Genomic DNA, 16,935 nt, shown 5'->3' on the forward strand with positions numbered 1-16,935 from the left:
TTGCTAGGGCAGATATAGCTCCGTGGCATCGGACTCAACACCGCCATCGGCGCCACCTGTCACCAGCACCCGCCCGTCCGGCAACAGGGCGGCGGCGACCCCGCTGAGCGGAACGGACACGGAGGCTGCTGCGGTCCAGGCATTGGCATCCGGGTGATAGATCTCCGCACTTGCCGGGAGGCTTCCCCCCACTGCCAGCACCCTGCCATCGGCCAGCAGAATCAGGGCAGGCAACAGACGCCGGGCGTTCATGGTGCTGCCGGTCCAGCCTGACGTTGCGGGACCGTACACCCAGGCCTGCGGGGCACCGGCAAAGTCCCCCACGACCAGTACCTTCCCACTGCCCAGCAGGACGGACTGCACGACGTTGTGCGACCCGCCGGGGAACGGCACTGTCACGCTGGCGCCACTGCCGCTCGCGGGGAACAACTCGGCTGACAGGACCGCTCCCGTGCTGTTGAGACCACCGACCACGAGCACGGTGGCGCCATCCGGCAGCAGTGTCGCGGCATGCTGGGTGCGCGGCGTTGTCAGAGTCATACTTGCCACGGTCCAGGCGCCGAGGGCGGGATCGTACAGTTCAGCGGTACTCAGGGGCGCCACCCCTGACTGATTGCCACCGATGACCAGGACTCTTCCATCCGGCAACAGCGTGGCCGTGTGCCTGACGCGAGCCGCTGCCAGGCTGCCGGTCGGGGTCCAGGTTCCGGTAGCCGGATCGAACAGCTCTGCCGAAGCCAGTGGCGTCGAGATACCCGATGCACCGCCAGCAACCAGGACCTTGCCATTCAGCAGGCGCGTGGCGGTGTGCTCATACCGGGGCATGCCAAGGCTTCCGGTCGCAGACCAGGCATTTACGCTGGAGTCATAGAGCGCAGCGCCTGTTGTCACGCCCCCCGCACCAATGCCGCCAGCGGTCAACACCTTGCCGTCGGCGAGCAGGGTTGCCGTGTGGTAGTGCTTCGCTTGCGGCATGGGTGCGGCAGCCACCCAACTGCCACGCGCCGTCACAGATATCCGCACCTGCGCTTGCACACTGCCCGCGCGATTGCTTGCGGTGATGGTGTAGCTGGCCTGCATCTGCACGGACTGTGGCGTACCGGCGATCACGCCGGTCTGTGTGTTCAGGCTCAGCCCGCCCGGTAACGCGGGCGCAACGGAGAAGCTGGCGACAGCGCCGCCGGTGACTTGCGGCGGGTTGGGAACGATGACCTCCCCCACCACGTACAGGGCTGCTGTATTGCCGTACTGGAGGCTGGCGGGCGGCGCGACCGCGGCCTGCACCTCCATGCGGAGTTCCGTCGTGGTACTGCCCGCCGAATTTGTGCCCGTGATGATGTAGAGCGCCTGCGCGGCCGCAGCGGCGGGCGTCCCGCTGATGACACCCGTTTGCGCATCGAAGGCAAGTCCGGCAGGCAGCGCGGGCGCAATGCTGTAGTGCGTGATCGCGCCACCGCTGCTGGTGGGGCCGCTGGCGGCAACAGGATCGCCAACGGTAAAGATGACGGCCAACGCCTGATACGCCAGGCCAGTCGGCGCCACCGTGCCGTCGCGCACCTCGATCTGCACGCGGGCAGTCGCCGAACCTGCGCTGTTCGTGCCGGTCACAACGTGGATCGTGGCAGCCGTGGTGGTTGTCGGCGTCCCGGCGATGACACCCGTGCCCTCATCGAGGCTCAGCCCCGCCGGCAACGGCGGCGCCACCATATACCGGGCGATCGCACCGCCGCTGGCGCTGGGACGATTCGGCACGATCGCCTCGCCTTGCACGTAGCTGGCGGATGGCATGCTGTAGTTGAGGCCTGCTGGCGGCTCGATTGCTGCATCTTCCTCGGCAACGCATCCGGACAGCATGGCTGCCCACAGCAAGGCCAGGACAACGAGGCAAGACTGGAGGAAGTGCCGCCAAGCAGGATACGTGGACGCGTGCGCACGGCTGGCAAGGGAGATCATGACAGAAGGACCCGGAAGTTATAGTTTTCCGGCGACCTTCTTGTCGGGCCGCCGCGATGCGCAAACATTAAAGCATCGCATCGCGGCACACCACATGACCCGTTCGGGGGAAATGAAAGGCCGGAATTAGGCCCCGCTCGCAGCCCCTCAGCCCTTCACGAGCCCGTCGGCCCGGAACATCGCCTTGATGCCCCGCACCGCCTGCCGGATGCGCGATTCGTTTTCGATCAGGGCAAAGCGCACATACTCGTCGCCATAGTCGCCAAAGCCGATGCCCGGCGAGACCGATACCTTGGCCTTGGCCAGCAGCTGCTTGGAGAATTCCAGCGAGCCCAGCGCGCGGTACGGCTCGGGAATCCGCGCCCAGATATACATCGACGCCTTCGGGATCTCCACCGGCCAGCCCGCTTCGATCAGCCCGCGCGCCAGCACGTCGCGGCGCGACTGGTACTGCGCGGCGATCTCGCTGACGCATTGCTGGTCGCCCTCCAGCGCGGCAATGGCCGCGATCTGCAGCGGCGTGAAGGTGCCGTAGTCGTGATAGCTCTTGATGCGCGTCAGCGCCGCCACCAGGTCCGGGTTGCCCACCATGAAGCCCACGCGCCAGCCCGCCATGTTGTAGCTCTTGGACAGCGTGAAGAACTCCACCGCGATGTCCTTGGCGCCCGGCACCTGCATGATCGACGGCGCCTTCCAGCCATCGAAGACGATGTCGGCATAGGCCAGGTCGTGCACCACGAAGATATCGTGCTTGCGTGCCAGCGCAATGACGCGCTCGAAGAAGTCAAGCTCCACGCATTGCGCGGTGGGGTTGGACGGAAAGCCCAGCACGATCATCTTCGGCTTGGGATAGCTGCCGCGGATGGCGCGCTCCAGCTCGGCAAAGAAATCGATGCCCGGCACCAGCGGCACCGAGCGAATATCCGCGCCGGCAATGACCGCGCCGTAGATATGGATGGGGTAGCTGGGATCGGGCACCAGCACCGTGTCGCCGCGGTCCAGCGTGGCCAGCATCAGGTGCGCCAGGCCTTCCTTGGAACCGATGGTGACGATGGCCTCGGTATCCGGGTCGATCTCCACGTCATAGCGTTCGCGGTACCAGTGCGCGATCGCGCGGCGCAGCCGCGGGATGCCCTTGGAGGCCGAGTAGCCGTGCGTATCGGGCCGCTGCGCCGCTTCAGTCAGCTTGGCCACGATATGCGCCGGCGTGGCGCCATCGGGGTTGCCCATGCTCATGTCGATGATGTCCTCGCCACGGCGGCGGGCGGCCATCTTCAGCTCGGCGGTGATATTGAAAACGTACGGGGGAAGGCGATCGATGCGCGCAAAGCGGCGCTTGCCAGAAGCGGCAGTCATGGAGGGAGTCCTTTACGTAAGCGCCCGGAACCGTCCGAGCGACGTCGGCAGCCGTTGTCTCGGCTGCCGGGACTCATGTTAGCGGGGATGCGGCCATTGCACAACCGGCGTGCGCAGATGCCTAGAGCCTGCCCCCCGGCAGACCGGTCGGCCGGTTCGCGGGCAGATGGCGCACGATGCAGTCCAGCGCGGGAGAATCGGAGCGCCCGCCCAGCGCCGCGCTGACCGAATCGCGGTACTGCTGCGCAGAGATGCGCTGGTAGTACAGGCGCGACGTCTGGTCCAGCCAGTAGACGTAGTCGTCGTCGCTGCGGCTGCCGCTGGTGCGCAGCCAGTCGCTGATATTGTTCGTCCCGACGATCATGTTCGGGCACGCGGTCCGCAGCGAATCGAGATAGGCATTGAAGTCGGTCGCCTGGCGATTGCGCACGGCGTCCGGCGCACAGGCGGCCAGGATGGCAACGGATGCCGCGGCGGCGGCGATGATGCGCAACGGCTTGGATGCAGGCAACACGGCAGTCCTCCCGGCGGTGACGTTGCCTGCCATCTTATGGCAACGCCGCGCCCTCGTACACCATATCGCCGCCGTGGCTCAGTCGTCCAGCGTCTCGTGCACCGCCGCGTCGCCGCGCTTCCAGTAGGCCGATGCGCGGATGCGCTTCTTGTCGATGCCGCGCTCGCTGACCAGATACTGGCGCACGGCCTTCATCGCCGCCGCTTCACCAGCGGCCCACGCATAGCCCTCGCCGCGCGGCAGCGTGAGCTTGCGCAGCGCCCCTTCCAGCAGGCTGCCTTCCAGCCCATCGCCACGATTCAGCCAATGCACATCGCATTGCGCGGACGTCGGCAGCGGAATCTGCGCCGCGGCATCGCCTACTTCCACCACCACGATGGCGCGCGTATCGGCCCCGAGCTCTTCCAGGCGCCGGGCGATTGCCGGCAGCGCGGTATCGTCGCCGATCAGCAGGTGCCAGTCGAACGCCGTGGGCACCACGAACGAGCCGCGCGGCCCGCCCATGCCCAGGTACTGGCCCGGCTGCGCCTGGGCAGCCCAGGTCGAGGCGGGACCATCGCCATGCAGCACGAACTCGATATCCAGTTCCTGCTTCGCCGCGTCGTAGCGGCGCGGCGTGTAGTCGCGCGCGGCCGGCCGCGGCTGGCCTTCGGGGAAGGTGATGCCGTCCGGGGTGACCTGCGGCAACACCGGCTTGTCTGCGCCATCAACCGGGAAGAAGACCTTGACGTGGTCGTCGAACGACGCCGAGACAAAGTCCTGCAGATCAGCGCCGCCCAGCGTGACGCGCAGCAGCTGCGGTGACACCTGCGTGGTGCGCACCACCTGCAGCAGGCGCATCTTGAGCGGATGGCGCACGCGCTGCACAGTCAAGTCGCGTGCGGAGGCTTGGTTGTTCTCACTCATATTGGAAATCCTTGGGATTAAACCCGGCGCCTGCCGGGTCAGGTTGCCGATGGCCGCAGCCAGCGTCAGTGCCACGCGTCAGGCCTTGCGGACCGCTTCGATCTCAGCCGCCGCGCGCAGCAGGATTTCTGCGATGCGGCGCTGCTCGTCGGCGCCCGCATCGCTGCGCAGCGCAATGGCTCGCTTGATCGCGGCACGGGCCTGCATCAGCTCGGGCAGCCAGCCGCCCTGCTCCGGCTCAGCCTGCGGCTCGCCGCTCATGGCGCGCCGCATCCACTCCACCTTGCGCGCCACGTGGCGCAGCTTGGCAATCATCACCTCGACCCGCTCGCGGTTGGCCGCCAGGTGGGCCTTGCCGGGCTCGGACAGCTGGTAGCGCTTCTTGTTGCCTTCCGTATCGACGGTGGCGTAGCCGACTTCCTCTAGGTAAGTCAGGGCCGGGTAGACCACGCCGGGACTCGGCTTGTAGAAACCGTTGGTACGGGTCTCGATCGCCTTGATCAGTTCGTAGCCGTGGCTCGGCTTCTCTTCGAGCATGGCGAGCAGCAGCAACTGCAGGTCATCGGCGCTGAACTTGCGGCCCCGGCGCCAGCCTTCGCCGTCGAAGCTGCCGGGACCATCGGCGCCGCCCGGGCCGAAGCCGTCGTCATGGCCGCCGCCCCAGAAGCCGCCGCCGTGGCGGCCCATGGCGTGGTGGGCGAAGTGGCGCTCAAAGTGCGGCACAAGGCGCATCAACAGGTGACGGCCGCGGCCTGAGAAGCCCAAAGGGTGGGAATGATGGCGCATGATTACCTCCGATATGTCGTAAAACATATCTTACGATATATATCGTACGATCGGAAGTCAAGGCGACGCGGCAGTTCCCGCCGCCCCGGGATTACCTCATGCGGTACCAGTGGCAGCCATCGGAACCGGTCTCGCGCACCGCCTCGCCCCGCTCCAGCAGGTAGTTCAGGTGCGCAATGCTTTCGCCGGTAGCCATCCCCAGCAGCCCGCCGCTTCCGGTGATGGGGCGCGAGAACAACTCACCAAACACATCCACCGCCCGCTTCGGCGTCCCCAACGCCCCACGCAACCGGTCCAGCGCCTGCATCTGGCTCGCCCGCAAATAATCGATGCGCGCATGCAGCCCACGGAACGGCTCGTTATGCGCCGGCAGCACCAGCACATCGTCCGGCACGGCGGCGCGTACCTTGTCGAGCGAGGCCAGCCAGTCCTGCATCGGATCGGCATCGGGCTCGGTCGGGAACACCGAGACATTGGAAGAAATGCGCGGCAGCACCTGGTCGCCGGACACCAGCAGCTTCAACGCCGGGCAGTACAGGCAGGCATGTTCGGGCGAGTGGCCGGTGCCGACGATGACCTGCCAGTCGTGCGCGCCGATGCGCACGGTGTCGCCATCGGACAGCCGGTGGAAGCTCTCGGGCAAGGCGTGGACATATTTGCCGAAGCCGCCGAAGCGGGTGCGGTACACCTCGATCGCTTCGTCGTCCCAGCCGGCCTTGCGATAGAAATCGGTCGCGTCATCCGGCGCCGCTCGTCCCGTATCCGCTGCCAGCACGCGGCACATCAGGTATTCCAGCCGCGTCATCCACAGCTGGCAATCGAACTTGCCGGTCAGCCACCCGGCCATGCCGATGTGGTCGGGGTGCATATGGGTCACGAACAGGCGCGTCAGGCCGCCGGCGAGCGGCCCGCTTTCGGCGAACAGCGCGCGCCAGGCCTGGGCGGTTTCCGGCGTCTGCAGCCCGGCGTCGACGGCGGCCCAGCCATTGCCGTCGCGGATGGCCCACAGGTTGATGTGGTTCAGGCCCAGCGGCATCGGCATGCGCAGCCACAGTACACCGGGCGCTACCTCGCAGGCGCGGCCGGGTTCGGGGGCGTCACCGCAGGGGTAGTCGAGTTCGGGCTTTTCGAGGGAGATGGGGGCAGCTGCGAGGGCGATGTCGGGAGAATGGGCGCTCATCGGTATCTGGGCCGGTGGGCCGGCCGTGCTGTGCGCAGTGGCCGGTGCGGCAATGCCCCGGCTCCGCGCGTTCTGGATAGCAGATACCTTAGCCCAGATGGGCGATTCATGCTACGCGCGCCCTGCCCGCGTTCCGTGGTGTGGAATAGCCGTGAGCTATCGGGCCGGCGCCGGCAGCACCTTGCCCGGATTAAGCAGGTTCAACGGATCAAGCGCCTGCTTCACCTGCCACATCAGCTCCAGCTCCACCTGGGACTTGTAGCGCGTCAGGTCATCGCGCTTGGCCACGCCGATGCCATGCTCGGCCGAGATCGAGCCGTTTTCCGCGTGGGCCATGCCGTCGACCAGCGCCGAGACCCGCTCATACCACTGAGCCAGGAACGCTTTGCCTGGCTGATCCCTGGGCCGCAGCGGGTTGAAGTGCACATTGCCGTCGCCCATATGGCCGTAGATCACCATGCGCGCGTCCGGCACCAGTTCCAGCACCTTGACCGAGGCTTCCTCGACAAACGCGGCGATGCGCGACAGCGGCACCGAGACATCGCACTTGATGCTGCCGCCGGTGCGGGTCTGGGCGTCGGAGATCTCTTCGCGGATGCGCCAGAAGGTCTGGGCATCGGACAGGCTGGCGGCCACGGCGGCGTCCTGCACCAGGCCCTGGCTGAAGCCGGATTCGAGGATTTCCATCAGCGTAGCGTTCAGGCTTTCCGCATCGGTGCCGGAGGTGAGCTCGATCAGCACCATCCAGTCGTGCTTGTCCTGCAGCGGGGAAGCCACGTTACCAAGATACTCAAGCACCAGTTCCAGCGCGGGCCGCGAGATCAGCTCGAACGCGGTCACGGCCTGGCCGGACAGGCGCTTGGCTTCGCCCAGCAAGGCCACGGCCGCGGCGGGGTCCTGCACGGCGACAAAGGCCACGGCGCTGCTGCGCGGCTGCGGCATCAGCTTGAGCACGGCGCCGGTGATGATGCCCAGCGTGCCTTCCGCGCCGACGAACAGGTGCTTGAGGTCGTAGCCGGTGTTGTCCTTGCGCAGGCCACGCAGCGACGAGTAGATGCGGCCATCGGGCAGCACTACTTCGATGCCGAGCACCAGGTCGCGCATATTGCCGTAGCGCAGCACCGCGGTGCCGCCGGCATTGGTCGACAGGTTGCCGCCGATTTGGCACGAGCCTTCGGAGCCGATGCGCAGCGGGAACAGGCGCTGCCGGGCCTCGGCGGCGCCGCGTGCCGCGCTCAGTGTGACGCCGGCCTGCACGGTCATGGTGTCGTTGATGGTGTCGATGTCCAGCACCCGGTTCATGCGGCTGAGGTTGACCACCACGGCGGTGCCGCTGTCGTCCGGTACGGCGCCGCCCATCAGCGAGGTATTGCCGCCCTGCGGCACCACCGGCACGCGCTGGGCGTGGCACCACTGCAGCACCTGGCTGACCTCTTCCGTCGATGACGGCAGCACCACTACCTGGGCCTGGCCGCGGTAGATGCCGCGGTAGTCGGTCACATAGGCCTGCGTGTCGGCGTCGCCGCTGCGGCAGGCGTTGGCGCCGACGATGGCATGCATCGCGCGCAAGGTGGTGTCTGGGGTCGGGAGGTCAGCTGGCATGTGTGTAAGGCCTAGGAAATACAGGTCAGTACGCGGCGGAGGGCTTGTCTGCAGCGGGAGCGTCCGCGGGCTGCGCACGGAACGATGCGGCAAGCTTGCGCGCGGCGTTGGCGTACAACATCACGTCCACGCCCGTGGCCACGAAGGTGCAGCCCAGGTCGAAGTAGCGGCGTGCCAGTGCCGGGTCCGACGTTAGCGTGCCGGCGGCCTTGCCGCTGGCGATGATGGTACGCATCGCGCCTTCGATGGCGGCCTGCACCTCCGGGTGTCCGGGGCGGCCGCGGTGGCCCATCGACGCAGCCAGGTCGGCCGGGCCGATAAAGACGCCGTCGATGCCATCCACCGCACAGATTGCTTCCAGGTTCTGCAATGCGGTGACGGTTTCGGCCTGCACCAGCAGGCAGACTTCATCGTCGGCCACATCGAGGTAGTCGGTGCGGGCGCTCCACTGCGAGGCGCGCGCAATCGCGCTGCCCACGCCGCGGATGCCTTGTGGCGGGTAGCGCGTGGCGCTGACCACCATGCGGGCCTGTTCTGCCGTATCCACCATCGGCACCAGCAGGCTGCGCGCGCCGATGTCGAGCAACTGCTTGATCAGCGGCACTTCGCCGGCGACGGCACGCACCACGGGCTGGACCGGGTATGGTGCCACGGCCTGCAGCGCGTGCAGTGTCGAGCGCAGGTCGTTGGGGGCGTGTTCGCCGTCGATCAGCAGCCAGTCAAAGCCTGCGGTGGCCGACACTTCGGCCAGGTACGGCGTTGCCATCGACAGCCACAGGCCGATCTGCGCCTGGCGGGCGGCCAGCGCGGTCTTGAAGGGATTGTTTGCGGGCATGGTGTGTTCCGGTTCGATGATCGCTGGGCCCGGCGCTTCAGCCGAGCTGGCCCTGGCAAAGGTACTTGGTATGCATATAGTCGTCCAGCCCGTGGCGCGAGCCCTCGCGCCCGTAGCCGGATTCCTTGACGCCGCCAAACGGCGCCGCCTCGGCCGCGATCGCGCCCTCGTTGATGCCGACCATGCCGGTTTCCAGCGCCTGCGCCACGCGCCAGATGCGGCGGATGTCGTTGGAGTAGAAGTACGCGGCGAGGCCGAACGGGGTGTCGTTGGCGTCGAGGATCACCTCGGCTTCATCGCGGAAGCGGAAGATTGGCGCGACCGGGCCGAAGGTCTCTTCGCACGACAGCTCCATCGCGGGGGTCGCATCGGCCAGCACCGTTGGTGCGTAGTAGTGCGGGCCATCGGCGGTGCGCACGCGCTTGCCGCCGGTGACCACGCGCGCGCCCCGGGCGACGGCGTCTTCCACATGGCGTGCGATCTTGTCGACGGCGCGGGCATTGATCATGGGACCGATCTGCGCGGCCTCTTCCGTGGCCGGACCGACATGCAGCGCGCCAACGCGCTGTGCCAGGCGCTCGACAAAGGCGTCGTGCACGGCGTCGTGCACATAGACGCGGTTCGGGCACACGCAGGTCTGGCCACCGTTGCGGAACTTGGACGCCATCAGGCCATCGATCGCGGCATCGAGATCGGCGTCCTCAAAGACGATGAAGGGCGCATTGCCGCCCAGCTCCAGCGACAGCTTCTTCAGCGTGGCCGCCGATTCGCGCGCGAGGTGCTTGCCCACGGGCGTGGAGCCGGTAAAGGTGATCTTGCGCACGCGGCTGTCGGCCAGCCAGGCGTCGACCACGCCCGGCGTGTGCTCGCGCGATGCGGTGACGATGTTGAGCACGCCCGCGGGCATGCCGGCCTGCTGCGCCAGCCATACCAGCGCCAGCGCGGTCAGCGGCGTGTCCTCGGCGGGCTTGGCCACCACCGTGCAGCCGGCGGCCAGCGCCGGGGCGATCTTGCGGGCAATCATCGCCAGCGGGAAGTTCCACGGCGTGATCGCCGCGACCACGCCCACCGGTTCCTTCAGCACCAGCAGTTTGCGGCCCGGCACGGCTTCGGCGACGATATCGCCGCAGATGCGGGTGGCCTCTTCGGCAAACCACTCGACATACGACGCGCCGTACTGCACCTCGCCGCGTGCCTCTTTCAGGGGCTTGCCCTGCTCCGTCGAGATGATGCGCGCCAGGTCTTCCTGGTGCGCGAGGATCAGCGCATGCCAGCGCTTGAGCAACTGGGCGCGTTCGCGCGCGGGCCGGCGGCTCCACGCCGGGAAGGCGGCGGCAGCGGCATCGACGGCAAGGCGGGCATCGCCGGCATCGCTGTCTGGCACGTTGGCAAAGGTCTCACCGGTGGCCGGGTCGGCGACCGGCAGGCGGGCGCCAAGGCCGGCATCGCACCACCGGTCGTCAATCAGGTTCTGGCTGCGCAGCAGCGCTTGCTCGGAAAGCGTCAGCATAAGTGTGTGGGAGAGAGATTTGCAGGAGGCCGCTCAGCTGACGATGCCGAGGTGCCAGGGCACGAACTCGTTGTCGCCCAGGCCCAGTGCCTCGCTCTTAGTCGGCTCGCCAGAGGCCGCGCGCAGGATATGTTCGAAAATCCGCTGGCCCATCTGCGGCACGGTCAGCTCGCCGTCGAGCACCAGCCCGCAGTTGATGTCCATGTCTTCCTCCAGGCGGTTATACATCGCCGAGTTGGATGCGAGCTTGATCGTCGGCGCGGGCTTGGAGCCGAACATCGAACCGCGGCCCGTGGTAAAGCAGATCAGGTTGGCGCCGCTGGCGATCTGGCCGGTGACGGCCACCGGGTCATAGCCGGGCGAGTCCATGAACACAAAGCCGGCCTGGTCGATCGGCTCGGCGTATTCGTACACCGCCTGCAGCGGCGTGGTGCCGCCCTTCATGGCCGAGCCCAGCGATTTCTCGAAGATATTGGCCAGGCCGCCCTGCTGGTTGCCGTGGCCGACCACGCCGTTGAACTGGGCGTTGTGGCCGGCGGTGTAGCGCTCCCACCAGGCCAGGCGGTCCAGCAGCTTCTGGCCGACCTCGGGGGTTACCGCGCGGCGCGTCAGCATGAACTCAACGCCATGGATTTCCGGGGTCTCGGACAGGATGGCGGTGCCGCCATGGCGCACCAGGATATCCATCGCCGCGCCCAGCGCCGGGTTGGCGCTGATACCGGAAAAGCCGTCCGAGCCTCCGCATTCCAGCCCGATCTTCAGATGGCTGGCCGATACCGGCTGGCGGACCGCGGCATTGGCCGCGGGCAGCATCGATTCGATCGCGCGAATGCCTGCGGCAATGGTGGCACGCGTGCCGCCGGCATCCTGCATCACCAGCGTGTGCACCGCGGGGCCAGGCTCCAGCCCCTGCGATTCCACCAGTGAGGCCACCTGGTTGCGCTCGCAGCCCAGGCCGACGATCAGCACGCCGGCCAGGTTGGGATGGCGCGCGTAGCCGGCCAGCGTGCGGCGCAACACGTCGAAGTGCTCGCTCGGCGACGACATGCCACAGCCGCTGGTCTGCGCGAAGGCGACCACGCCATCGACATTCGGATACGCTGCCAGCCGCTCCGCTGTGAAATGCGCGGCAATCTGGCGGATCACGGTGGACGAGCAATTGACCGACGACAGGATGCCGATGAAATTGCGCGTGCCCACGCGCCCGTCCGGTCGCACAAAGCCGTTGAAGGTGGCGCGCCGGGCCTCGGGCACATAGTCCACCGGCCGCACGTCCTGGCAGAACGCCGGGTCGCGGTAGAAATCGACCAGGGTCAGGTTGTGCGAATGCACGTGGTCGCCCTGGGCGATATCGCGCGCGGCCACGCCGATGACGGTATCGAACTTGCGCACCGGCGTGCCGGCCGCGATGGCGCAGGCAGCGATCTTGTGGCCGGCCGGCACCTGTGCGCGCACGCGCACGGCGGGGTCGGCCAGCTGCTGGCCAAGGCTGAGGTCGCTGCGGGCGACCAGCACGTTGTCGTTGGCGTGCAGGCGGATGACCGGATTGGGATTCACTTGGACTTGGCCTTTGACGGCAATCAGCCTTGCTGCAGCAGTTCTTTGAGCTTGAGGCGCTGGATCAGCTGGGTTTCCTGGTCATAGACGCTGGCCACGTACTTCTTGTAGTCAGGACCGTCCAGGTACATCACGGGCGCATCCAGGCGCGCCGCCACCTGCTTGAACTCGTTGCTGGCCACCGCGGCGCGGAAGACGTCGCGCAGCTTCTTTTCCACGGCGGGCGGCAGGCCCTTCGGGGCGCCGATGCCGTTGGGCGCTTCCACCACCACGTTGTAGCCCAGCTCCTTGAGCGTCGGCGTGTCCTTGAAGCGGGTCGCGCGCTGTTCGCCCCAGGTGGCCAGCAGGCGCAGCTTGCCGGCTTCCACGTGCGGCGCCCACGAGCTGGAATCGGCCAGCAGGTCCACCTGCCCGGCCAGCACGTCCTGCAGCGCGGCGGCACCGCCCTTGTAGGCGATCGCATTGAACTGGATGCCCGCGGCCAGCGCGAACTGCTCCATGCCGACGTGGGTGGCGCCGCCGATGCCGGCGTGCGCATAGGTGATCTTGCCGGGGCTGGCCTTGGCGGCGGCCACCACGTCCTGCAGCGTCTTGTAGCGCGAATTGGCCGGCACGGCGATGCCGAAGGTCTGGCCCGAGGTGCGCGCCAGGTAGGTCAGCTCGCTGCGCGGATCCAGCTGCAGCATGCCGAGCTGCGCGAAACGCGTCACCGAGATCGGGATCTGGCCGATGGTGTAGCCATCCGGATTGGCGCGCGCCAGGGCCTTGGTGCCGATCATGCCGGAGGCGCCGGCGCGGTTCTCGACCACGATCGACTGCTTGAGAATGCCGCCGGCCACCTGGCACAGCGCGCGCATCGACTGGTCAGCGGTGCCGCCCACCGGCCAGGGACAGATAAAGGTGATGGGACGCTCGGGATACTCGGCGGCCAGCGCCCGTGCAGCAGGCAGCAGCACGCCGGCGGCGCCCGCGGCAGCACCCGCTGCGGCTCCGATGAGCAGGCGGCGGCGCTTGGAATCGATGGTGAAGCCTTGAGTCATTTGCGGGTGTCTCCGATGTTTTCATTATCGGCGGGACCGGCGCAGCCAGTCTCGTCATGCCCGCATTCTGTCGCGCCTCAACATAACAATCCAATCAAAAAATGGCATTGCTTCATAACCTTAAGGTTAGATAGACTGGCGGGCATGGTCCAGATCGATCGCGCGCTGCGCTCCAATATCAAGCTGCGCCACCTGCAATTGCTGGTGGCGCTGGATGAGTTCCGCCACCTCGGCCGCACCGCGGAGTTCCTGTCCGTAAGCCAGCCGGCGGTGTCCAAGGTGCTGACCGAAGTCGAAAGGATGCTGGGTCTGTCGCTGTTCACGCGCTCCACCCGCGGCACCGAGCCCACCCCCGCCGGGGAATCGCTGGTGCGCTTTGCGCGCTCGGTGCTGGCCCAGTACGAGCAGACCCGCGACGAGATCGCCGCGGTGCAGAGCGGCGCTTCCGGCCGCATCCGCGTGGGCTCGATGGGGGCGGCGCTGCCGGTGCTGCTGGCGCAGTCCGTGGGCATGCTCAAGGACCGCCACGCGCGCGCTACCGTGCTGGTGGAGGAAGGCGACCTGACCCACCTCTTGCCCAAGCTGCGCCTGCGCGAGCTGGACCTGATCGTGGGCCGGCTGGAGCCGGGTTATGCGGCGCCGGACCTGTTGACCGAAGCTCTCTATGAAGAACCGATGGTGGTGGTTGTCCGGCGCGGCCACAAGCTGGCGCGCAAGGCCCGCCCCAGTTGGGCCGACCTGGCGGCGATGCCCTGCGTGCTGCCACCGCCGTGGGCCTCGCTGCGCGTGAAGATCGAGCAGGCCTTCTATCGCCACGGCCTGCACCCGCCGCAGGATGTCATCGAGACCTCGTCCTACCTGGCGCAGGCGACCTTTGTCGGCCAGCGCGGCGCAGCCGGCTTCATGGCTGAGTCGGTGGCGCTGTCGTTGCAGGAGGAAGGGCAGTTGCACGTGCTGAAGATGGCCGTGCCGGTCGACCTGCCCCCGGTCGGCATCATCACGCTGCGCGAACGGGCGCCGTCGCTCGGCACCGACCAGCTGGTCGAATGCCTGCGCGAGGCTGCGGCGCAGATCAGGACCGTCTAGCCCGCACGCGCCATCAACACGGGCACCGAGGTGGCCAGCAGCGCTACGCCGGATACAGTCAGCAGCGTCAGCACGACCTTGCGGAAGGTGGCCTCGCTGATGCCCAGGTAAAGCCGCGTGCCCAGCAGCGTGGGGACCAGCATCGCGGGCGCCACCACCAGGAACATCGGCAGCATCTCGCGCGTGACGATGCCCTTGCCCACATAGGCGGCCATGGTCATGGCCAGCGTGGCGAGGTTGAAGTTCTGGATCACCGCGCGCTGCTCGTCCTTGTCGAAGCCGCGCAGCGTGCACCACAGTGTCGGGATCACGCCAGTGAAACCACCGATGCCGCCCATCATGCCGCCGGCCGCACCGGCAACGCCATCGGCCACGCGCCCGCCCACTCCGATATGTGGCAGCTTGCGCACCATTAGCATCACCGGGCACCACAGGGTCAGGAAGCCGCCCAGCACGACCTTGAACCACTGCGCGTCCAGCATCGGCAGGATCGCCACGCCCAGGGGGATGCCGGCCACGCCACCGGCCACGAACGGCCACAGCCGCCGCCACGACAGCCCGCGACGCACCGACGCCGCCGCCAGCAGCTGGCCGGTAAGCGCGCCGAACACGGTCATGGCCGAGGCCAGACGCGGCTCGATCGCCCAGGCCCAGAACGACATCGCCACCATGCCGAAGGCAAAGCCCGACAGCCCCTGGACAAAGCCGGCCACGGCGGCGCCGGCGATCACGATCAGCAAGGTGGAATCCATGGCAGGCGGGGCCGCGTCAGGCAGTGGCGGACGCGAGGTTCAAAGGCTTCTAGGAAGCGCATGACTATGCACTTCTTTGCCCTGCTTGTCAGCCGCTGCCTCTGCTGCGCCGCGCAAAACTGATACGGTATTTTTTCAATGAGGTGATGCTGTTCTGTTCATCCCGGCTCCGTTAGCATGGTCGCCATCAATAAGGGCACCGGGCCGCGTGTAGCGGCGCCGGCGGCACCGGGTGCGGCGATATGTCACCCGTACGACACCGGCAGCAACGGTGCCCTTTGCTGCGCGCGCGGCGTACACTACGCTTTACCGCACGCGCCTACGGCCCGCGCCCCGGCGCGCCCTGCCGACCGGCCCCGGCCTGCCAGACGGCAGTGCCGCGCCCGTCACAGGCGTGCGCCAGGCCAGCGCCACGGAGAACAACATGTTTGGTTTGACCGCGCTAGACCTCGCCCGCACGCAGTTTGCGTTCACGATTTCCTTCCACATCATTTTCCCGGCGATCACCATCGGCCTGGCCGCCTACCTGGCGGTGCTGGAAGGCTGCTGGCTGCGCACGCAGCGCACGCATTACCGCGACCTCTACCACTTCTGGTCCAAGATCTTTGCCGTCAATTTCGGCATGGGGGTGGTGTCCGGGCTGGTGATGGCCTACCAGTTCGGCACCAACTGGAGCTTCTTCTCGGAGTTCGCGGGTAGCATCACCGGGCCATTGCTGACCTATGAGGTGCTGACCGCCTTCTTCCTGGAAGCAGGCTTCCTGGGCGTGATGCTGTTCGGCTGGAACCGCGTCGGGCCGGGGCTGCATTTCTTTGCCACGGTGATGGTGGCGCTCGGCACGCTGATCTCCGCCACCTGGATCCTGGCATCCAACAGCTGGATGCAGACGCCGGCGGGCTTCGAGATCATCAACGGCCGCGTGGTGCCGACCAACTGGTTCGAAGTCATCTTCAACCCGTCGTTCCCCTACCGACTGGTGCATATGAGCGTGGCGGCGTTCCTGGCCACGGCGCTGTTCGTCGGCGCGTCCGCCGCCTGGCACCTGCTGCGCGGGCGCGACAACCCCGCCATCCGCAAGATGCTGTCGATGGCGATGTGGATGCTGCTGATCGTCGCGCCGATCCAGGCCGTGATCGGCGACATGCACGGCCTGAACACGCTCAAGCACCAGCCCGCCAAGATCGCCGCGCTGGAAGGCCACTGGGAGAACAAGGGCAATGAAGGCCTGCCGCTGCTGCTGTTCGGCTGGCCCGACATGGCGCGCGAAGAGACACGCTTCGCGGTCGAGGTGCCGCGCCTGGGCAGCCTGATCCTGACCCATACCTGGGACGGGCAGATCAAGGGCCTGAAGGAGTTCGCGCCGCAGGACCGGCCCAATTCCACCATCCTGTTCTGGTCGTTCCGCGTGATGGTGGGGCTGGGGCTGCTGATGATCCTGCTGGGCGTGTGGAGCCTGCTGCTGCGCCGGGGCGAGCGCATATACCGCTCGCGCGGCTTCCTGCATATGGCGCTGTGGATGGGGCCCACCGGCCTGATCGCCATCCTGGCCGGCTGGTTCACCACCGAAGTCGGGCGTCAGCCGTGGGTGGTCTACGGGCTGCAGCGCACCGCCGACGCGGTGTCGCCGCACGGCGTGCCCGAGCTGGCGGCGACGCTGGCGATCTTCGTGGTGGCGTACTTCTTCGTGTTCGGCGTGGGCATCGCCTACATGATGCGGCTGGTGCGCAAGGGTCCGGCGCTGGAAGAAGCCAAGCCGGAAGGCGGCCCCGGACGCGGGCATACGCCGGCACGGCCATTGTCAGCGGTGGATGACGACGAAGCGCTCGCCCCCGCCACCACTGCACGCACCCGGAGCTGA

The 16,935-nt window shown here is 67.4% G+C and carries 14 protein-coding genes; 2 read left to right on the top strand and 12 right to left on the bottom strand.

The window, feature by feature from the left end; translation table 11 throughout:
- Window positions 1-3 precede the first annotated feature (3 nt).
- The 11 genes from AC1Q7H_RS11325 to AC1Q7H_RS11375 form a co-directional block, all read right to left on the bottom strand.
- Window positions 4-1,953, bottom strand: coding sequence for a putative Ig domain-containing protein (locus AC1Q7H_RS11325; protein ID WP_492377991.1), 1,950 nt, complete (start codon window positions 1,951-1,953; stop codon window positions 4-6).
- Window positions 1,954-2,100: 147 nt separating this feature from the next.
- Window positions 2,101-3,309 carry an alanine transaminase gene (alaC, locus tag AC1Q7H_RS11330; protein WP_013952819.1) on the bottom strand — a complete coding sequence of 403 codons (1,209 nt, stop codon included), beginning with the start codon at window positions 3,307-3,309 and terminating at the stop codon, window positions 2,101-2,103.
- A gap of 121 nt (window positions 3,310-3,430) precedes the next feature.
- Entirely contained in the window at window positions 3,431-3,823 is a 393-nt protein-coding gene (locus tag AC1Q7H_RS11335; RefSeq protein WP_013952818.1) for a hypothetical protein, read from the bottom strand.
- A 78-nt stretch (window positions 3,824-3,901) separates the two neighbouring features.
- On the bottom strand, window positions 3,902-4,729 hold the full coding sequence (locus tag AC1Q7H_RS11340; protein WP_013952817.1) for a siderophore-interacting protein: 828 nt from the start codon (window positions 4,727-4,729) through the stop codon (window positions 3,902-3,904).
- A gap of 78 nt (window positions 4,730-4,807) precedes the next feature.
- Window positions 4,808-5,515 carry a PadR family transcriptional regulator gene (locus AC1Q7H_RS11345; protein WP_013952816.1) on the bottom strand — a complete coding sequence of 236 codons (708 nt, stop codon included), beginning with the start codon at window positions 5,513-5,515 and terminating at the stop codon, window positions 4,808-4,810.
- Window positions 5,516-5,606: 91 nt separating this feature from the next.
- Window positions 5,607-6,695, bottom strand: a complete 1,089-nt coding sequence (locus AC1Q7H_RS11350; RefSeq protein ID WP_013952815.1) for an MBL fold metallo-hydrolase — start codon at window positions 6,693-6,695, stop codon at window positions 5,607-5,609.
- 156 nt (window positions 6,696-6,851) lie between these two features.
- Window positions 6,852-8,297: an FAD-binding oxidoreductase gene (locus AC1Q7H_RS11355; RefSeq protein WP_013952814.1), complete on the bottom strand. Its 1,446-nt coding sequence runs from the start codon at window positions 8,295-8,297 to the stop codon at window positions 6,852-6,854.
- Window positions 8,298-8,322: 25 nt separating this feature from the next.
- Window positions 8,323-9,132, bottom strand: a complete 810-nt coding sequence (gene hpaI / locus AC1Q7H_RS11360) for a 4-hydroxy-2-oxoheptanedioate aldolase (RefSeq protein ID WP_013952813.1) — start codon at window positions 9,130-9,132, stop codon at window positions 8,323-8,325.
- A 37-nt stretch (window positions 9,133-9,169) separates the two neighbouring features.
- On the bottom strand, window positions 9,170-10,642 hold the full coding sequence (locus AC1Q7H_RS11365) for an NAD-dependent succinate-semialdehyde dehydrogenase (RefSeq protein WP_013952812.1): 1,473 nt from the start codon (window positions 10,640-10,642) through the stop codon (window positions 9,170-9,172).
- A 33-nt stretch (window positions 10,643-10,675) separates the two neighbouring features.
- Window positions 10,676-12,199 carry a UxaA family hydrolase gene (locus AC1Q7H_RS11370; protein WP_013952811.1) on the bottom strand — a complete coding sequence of 508 codons (1,524 nt, stop codon included), beginning with the start codon at window positions 12,197-12,199 and terminating at the stop codon, window positions 10,676-10,678.
- A 23-nt stretch (window positions 12,200-12,222) separates the two neighbouring features.
- Complete coding sequence (locus AC1Q7H_RS11375) at window positions 12,223-13,239, bottom strand: tripartite tricarboxylate transporter substrate binding protein (protein ID WP_153953906.1); 1,017 nt, start codon at window positions 13,237-13,239, stop codon at window positions 12,223-12,225.
- A 144-nt stretch (window positions 13,240-13,383) separates the two neighbouring features.
- On the opposite strand from AC1Q7H_RS11375, the gene AC1Q7H_RS11380 reads away from it, so the two are divergent.
- A complete protein-coding gene (locus AC1Q7H_RS11380; RefSeq protein ID WP_211981267.1) occupies window positions 13,384-14,325 on the top strand; it encodes a LysR substrate-binding domain-containing protein in 942 nt (313 codons plus the stop codon).
- On the opposite strand, the gene AC1Q7H_RS11385 is transcribed toward AC1Q7H_RS11380, so the two are convergent.
- Window positions 14,322-15,077, bottom strand: coding sequence for a sulfite exporter TauE/SafE family protein (locus tag AC1Q7H_RS11385; RefSeq protein ID WP_211981266.1), 756 nt, complete (start codon window positions 15,075-15,077; stop codon window positions 14,322-14,324). The genes AC1Q7H_RS11380 and AC1Q7H_RS11385 overlap by 4 nt on opposite strands.
- A 424-nt stretch (window positions 15,078-15,501) precedes the next feature.
- Between AC1Q7H_RS11385 and AC1Q7H_RS11390 the strand changes: the two genes are divergently transcribed.
- Window positions 15,502-16,935: a cytochrome ubiquinol oxidase subunit I gene (locus tag AC1Q7H_RS11390; RefSeq protein ID WP_211981265.1), complete on the top strand. Its 1,434-nt coding sequence runs from the start codon at window positions 15,502-15,504 to the stop codon at window positions 16,933-16,935.

The organism is Cupriavidus sp. GW823-FHT06D04 (assembly GCF_058795055.1).